Consider the following 5519-nt stretch of genomic DNA (forward strand, 5'->3'; position numbering starts at 1 on the left):
AGACGCGCCGTATCGGCACCGTATTTAGCTACCAACTCTCCCGGATCGACGGTATTTCCTTTGGATTTTGACATCTTCGCACCGTCTTTGAGAACCATCCCTTGGGTAAGGAGATGCTCAAACGGCTCATCAGAGCTGACATATCCCAAATCACGGAGCATTTTCGTAAAGTAACGGGCATACAATAGATGCAAGATCGCGTGCTCGATCCCGCCGATGTAGTGATCGACCCCCATCCAGTAATCGAGTGCTTGTTTATCCAGCGCCTCTTTAAAATCGTTTTTGACCGTATAGCGGAGGAAATACCATGACGATTGGATAAAGGTATCCATCGTATCGGTTTCGCGGAGTGCAGGTTTGCCGCATTTCGGACAGGTGCAATGTTTCCATGTCGGGTGGTGCTCGAGCGGGTTCCCCTCGCCGTTAATCACGACATCTTCGGGTAAGGCGACCGGAAGAGCAGCTTTGTCCTCAGGGACGATACCGCACGATTCACAGTGGATCAACGGAATCGGAGCACCCCAGTAGCGCTGTCGGCTGATCCCCCAATCTTTGAGGCGGAAATTGATCACTTTTTTCCCGAGTTTGTTCGCTTCGAAATGATCCATGATGAAAGCTTTTGCGGTGACGTTATCCAGAGCGCTAAACTCTGCACTATCACGGAGTATTCCCGTTTCGGTATACGCACACCCGCTCGGCAATTCTCCCTCTTGAGGGAAAATAACCGCTTTGATCGGTAAGTTGTATTTAGTTGCAAACTCATAGTCGCGATCATCATGGGCAGGAACCGCCATAACCGCTCCTGAGCCGTAATCGGTGAGTACGAAGTTCGCTACCCATACCGGTACTTTTTCCCCCGTCAACGGATGGATGACATTGATCCCGAGAGATACACCCTCTTTTGGGCTTGTAGCACGATCGCGTGCGCTGACGCGCTGCATCGCTTTGATAGCATTGGCGGTTGATTCATCGAGTAGCCCAAACGAGAGCATATGGCGGACAATCTCGTGTTCCGGTGCGAGAGCGGCGTAGCTCACTCCGTAAATGGTATCGGGACGGGTGGTGAAAACATCGAAACTTTGGTAGACGGCACCAAGCTTCGCTTCACTCTCCTCATCTATTTTAAACGCAAACTCCAATCCATACGATTTCCCGATCCAGTTCTCCTGCATCGTCAAAACTTGTTTCGGCCATTTCCCCTCAAGTGTTTTGAGCGATTCGAGAAGCTCTTCGGCATAATCGCTGATTTTGAGATAATACTGATACATCTCTTTTTGGACGATCGGAGTTCCGCATCTCCAGCATCCGCCGTCAACGACTTGTTCGTTCGCCAAAACGGTCAAATCGTGCGGACACCAGTTGAGAAATCCTTGCTTACGATACAAAAGCCCTTTGTTGAACATATCGATGATAAAGCCCTGCTCGAACGCCGTATATTCAGGATTGGAAGTAGCAAACTCTCTATCTTCCGAAAACGACAGTCCTAAACCGGCAAGCTCTCCGCGCATCGTCGCGATGTTCTCATACGTCCATTTTTTCGGGTGAACGCCGTGTTTGATCGCCGCGTTTTCCGCCGGCATACCGAAGCTGTCCCATCCGATCGGATGGAGAACGTTAAAACCTTGCTGACGGTAATAGCGGGCAAACGCATCACCGATCGTGTAGTTACGAACGTGTCCCATGTGGATGCGCCCTGATGGGTATGGGAACATACTGAGAACATATTTTTTCGGCTTGGAAAAATCATCACTCGGCTCGTACGCTTTTGTTGTACTCCACGTTTTTTGCCATTTAGCCTCTATCTCTGCGGGGGAATAATTCAAAAATAACTCCTAAATACGGTAATCAAACAATGCCCTGCTCGAATTGAGCGCGCATTTTCTCTTTTTCGGCTTGAAGTTTTTGTTTTTCAGCCATCTTTTCACGATAACGCCCGACACTGAATCCCGTCCAAACAACGAGCTGTGCCGCAACGAAAATCGAGCTGTACGTTCCGATAATGACACCGACCAACATCGGGAAACTGAACCCGAGCATAATGTCGCCGCCGAATAGGAATAGGGTCAATACAACGAAAAATACAGTCAACGAAGTCAATGTGGTTCGCGATTGAGTACGTGAAACCGCCTCATTTACAATCATCACAAAATCGCTGTTTTTAGACTCTTGGATATGTTCACGGATACGGTCATAAACGATGATCGTATCATGGATCGAATACCCTAAAATCATGAGCAAAGCCGCAACGCTTTCGATATTAAAATCAATATCAAAATAAGAGACAAAACCGAATGTAATAACGATGTCATGGACAATCGCGATGATCGCCGCTAATGCGAAACGCCACTCATAGCGAAACGTTACCATGGCCATAATAGCGCCCAATGTCAAAAGAAACGCGGTAAGCCCTTTGACTCGGAGTTCATCACCGACTTTCGGTCCGACCATATCGACACGACGGATTTCGAACTCGCCCGTCCCTTTGAGAATCTCTCTTGTGACATCCCCGATGTCTTTACTTAGCCCGTCCGTCGATGCGGCTGTTTTGATGACGATCTCTTCGGGTGAGCCGAATTCACTTACCGCCGCATGTTTAAAGAGTTCATCTTTTTCGAGTGCTTCACGTACCTTATCGATAGGGGCAGGTCCCTGATATTTGACCTGAACAACCGTCCCACCGGTAAAATCGATACCGAACGAAAACCCTTTCGTAGCGATCAGAGCAACCGCTAAAAAGAAAAGGACGAACGAAGCGACAAAAAAGATTTTCCCTTTTCCGAGAAAGTTATAGACTTTATCTTCTTTAAACAGTTCCATAATTAGTTAACCTTTCTCGTCATACCAAACCACAATTTGTAGTTTTTCGATTTTTCGATACGATTGGTAAAGAGTTGGAAAATCCCGTACGTTCCGACAATCGCCGTCAACATAGAGGCTAAAATCCCCATACTGAGCGTTACGGCAAACCCTTTAATAGCACCCGTTCCATAAATATAAAGGATAGTACACGCAATGATTTGGGTGATGTTCGAATCCAAAATAGCCCTCATCGCCTTGCTGTACCCCTCTTGCAATGCCCGTTTAAGCCCAAGACCCAAACGTATTTGCTCACGTACCCGCTCATTGATGATGATATTCGCATCAACCGCCAAACCGATATGCAAAACGATCCCCGCCATACCCGGCAATGTCAACGTCGCACCCAAAAGTGCCATCATCGCCAAGATAATAAAGATATTGATCACAACCGCAAGATTCGCGATAATCCCCGCCAATCCGTAATACATGATCATAAAGATCATAACGAGGACAAATCCGCTGACCAAAGCGAGTAACGAAGCTTTGATACTATCGGCTCCCAAACTCGGTCCGACGGAACGTTTTTCCAACATATAAATCGGTGCCAACAATGCCCCTGAACGGAGTGCAATCGCGAGGTCATTCGCTTCTGCGACGCTGTAGTTACCGCTGATCTGACCGCTTCCGCCTCCGATTCGCTCATTGATGACCGGAGCCGAATAGACTTTCCCGTCCAATACAATCGCAAGACGTTTACCGACACTTTTACCGGTAAAATCACCGAATATCTGCGCCCCTGCGGAGTTAAGCGAGAAATTGATGACCGGACGGTTGTTTTGATCGTATCCGACCTGTGCATCGGTCAACATCGTCCCATCCAAAATCGGGATCTCATTCACCAAATGTTTCATTTGCGGCTGAAGAGCGTCTGCGAGAACTTTATCCCCAAAACTTGCCGCTTCCGCATCACTCATATCGTTGACACGCATAGCACGGTCTTCATCCACTGCCATCAGTTCCAGCTTCGCGGCACGGGAGATCAACTCACGCGCACGCTGCTCTTCTTGAGGCGTCTTGATCCCCGGAAGTTCCACAAGGATTTTATCCACGCCTTGACGGGCGACGACAGGTTCTGCCAACCCGAACTGATCGAGACGGTTACGGATCGTCTCAATCGCTTGATCCACCGCCTGAGCTTTTAGTTTTTCGACCTCTTCAGGTTTAAATGAAACGCTGTACGATTCACCTGATACTTTAACCACGGAACCCTGAACATTTTTTAGATGCTCGCCTATTTTTGCATTGTCTTCAGCATCCAAAAGAGAAAACACAACTGTATTCCCCTCTACACTGAGACCGTCTATCAAAATATCATTTTGTTCGGTAAAGTGTTTGATCCCGGAGGCAACCGATTTGAGCTGCGAGTTGACCGCTTCTTCCGTTTTAACCCCTAAAAGAAGGTGTAATCCCCCCTGAAGATCAAGTCCCAGAGTGACTTTTGCACCGTGCTGACTTTGGGTGAGCGAAGGGATGGAGAAAAGAATCCCAAAAAGCGCTGCGGCAATGAGTAATACGACGCGGAAATTAAACTTCATCCTCGTACTTTCGTGCAACCGCTTCTTTGACGAGGCGTGCTTCGGTTTCATTATTCATTTTGATCACGAAATATTTATCTTCGACTTTTTTAATTTCGACGACAAGACCTCCGCTAGTGACGATTTTATCCCCTTTTACGAGCGCTTCGAGCATCTCTTTGTGCTTTTTTGCCTGTTGGTTTTGAGGACGAATGATCACAAAATACATAATAGCGATCAAAAAGACGAAAGGGAGAATTTGTTGAATAATTTCCATGGGTATCCTTGGGTAATGTGAAATTGGGGCATTATACTGAAATGTGGCTAACAACGATATAATTCCCCCATGAAATATCGATCATCACCCCTTATTGAACTCGTTGTCGCCCCTTTGGTTATCGCCCTTTTATTCTCCGCTTTTATTTATTGGGAACATTTTGCCCTCACCTCCAAAGCGCTCAACACCCTCTCAGGTCTGATCGCCCTTTATGCCCTCTTACATGCTCCTAAACGTACCGTTCTTATCAGCGGTTTTTGGATCGGGTTACTGTGGTGCTATTGGATCGGATTTAGTTTCCAGTATTACGATCTGGGGTGGGCGACATGGCTCGTCGCTTTGGGTTTTGGGTTTGTGTATTCCCTCTATTACGGAGCGATGGCACTTACGACCAACGCACTAGTGCGTGCCGCCATCCTCTTCGGTCTCACCTTTATCTGGCCGATGGATTTCAACTGGATGCAGCCCGAAATTATCTTCGTAGAGAGTTATCTAGGATTTGAGAAATGGCAGTTTGCCCTCATCCTTTTTTCCCTCGCACTGAGCGGATACGTTAGCGGTTTCAAAAAATCATTCCCGCTTCTTTTGTTACTCGGAGCCGTTCAAACCTCTTACACTCCGCCCCCGATCCCGAATCTCAAAATCAAACTTGTATCTACCGATATTTCGCAAGATTTTAAATGGCAGAGCGAACAACTACTTCAAACGATCCAAGACAACTTTACCGCTATCGATGATGCGATCGCACAGGGATATGACCTCATCGTTCTTCCCGAATCGGCATTTCCTCTCTATATGAACGAACATACCGAAATATCCGAAGCCTTAGCGATGCGCTCGCTCCATATCGCCATACTCACGGGGACACT

5 protein-coding genes are annotated in these 5519 nt (G+C 47.3%); 1 reads left to right on the plus strand and 4 read right to left on the minus strand.

Annotated elements, in window-relative coordinates; genetic code table 11:
* From leuS to yajC, 4 genes are all read right to left on the minus strand, one after another.
* A partial coding sequence (leuS, locus tag VFW36_RS09715) for a leucine--tRNA ligase (protein WP_329658615.1) occupies positions 1-1823 on the minus strand: 1823 nt, incomplete at its 3' end.
* Positions 1824-1845: 22 nt separating this feature from the next.
* Entirely contained in the window at positions 1846-2817 is a 972-nt protein-coding gene (gene secF, locus VFW36_RS09720) for a protein translocase subunit SecF (RefSeq protein ID WP_329658616.1), read from the minus strand.
* 2 nt (positions 2818-2819) lie between these two features.
* Entirely contained in the window at positions 2820-4394 is a 1575-nt protein-coding gene (secD, locus tag VFW36_RS09725) for a protein translocase subunit SecD (protein ID WP_329658617.1), read from the minus strand.
* Positions 4384-4650 carry a preprotein translocase subunit YajC gene (gene yajC, locus VFW36_RS09730; RefSeq protein ID WP_329658618.1) on the minus strand — a complete coding sequence of 89 codons (267 nt, stop codon included), beginning with the start codon at positions 4648-4650 and terminating at the stop codon, positions 4384-4386. The genes secD and yajC overlap by 11 nt, the downstream gene beginning before the upstream one ends.
* Positions 4651-4719: 69 nt before the next feature.
* On the opposite strand from yajC, the gene VFW36_RS09735 reads away from it, so the two are divergent.
* The coding region (locus VFW36_RS09735; RefSeq protein ID WP_329658619.1) for an apolipoprotein N-acyltransferase at positions 4720-5519 on the plus strand (800 nt) is incomplete at its 3' end.

This window comes from Sulfuricurvum sp., from assembly GCF_036279695.1.
GTDB lineage: Bacteria > Campylobacterota > Campylobacteria > Campylobacterales > Sulfurimonadaceae > Sulfuricurvum.

Coding starts and splice junctions, on each gene's coding strand:
- secF (WP_329658616.1), bottom strand. CDS start 2,817: ATGGAACTGTTTAAAGAAGATAAAGTCTATAACTTTCTCGGAAAAGGG.
- secD (WP_329658617.1), bottom strand. CDS start 4,394: ATGAAGTTTAATTTCCGCGTCGTATTACTCATTGCCGCAGCGCTTTTT.
- yajC (WP_329658618.1), bottom strand. CDS start 4,650: ATGGAAATTATTCAACAAATTCTCCCTTTCGTCTTTTTGATCGCTATT.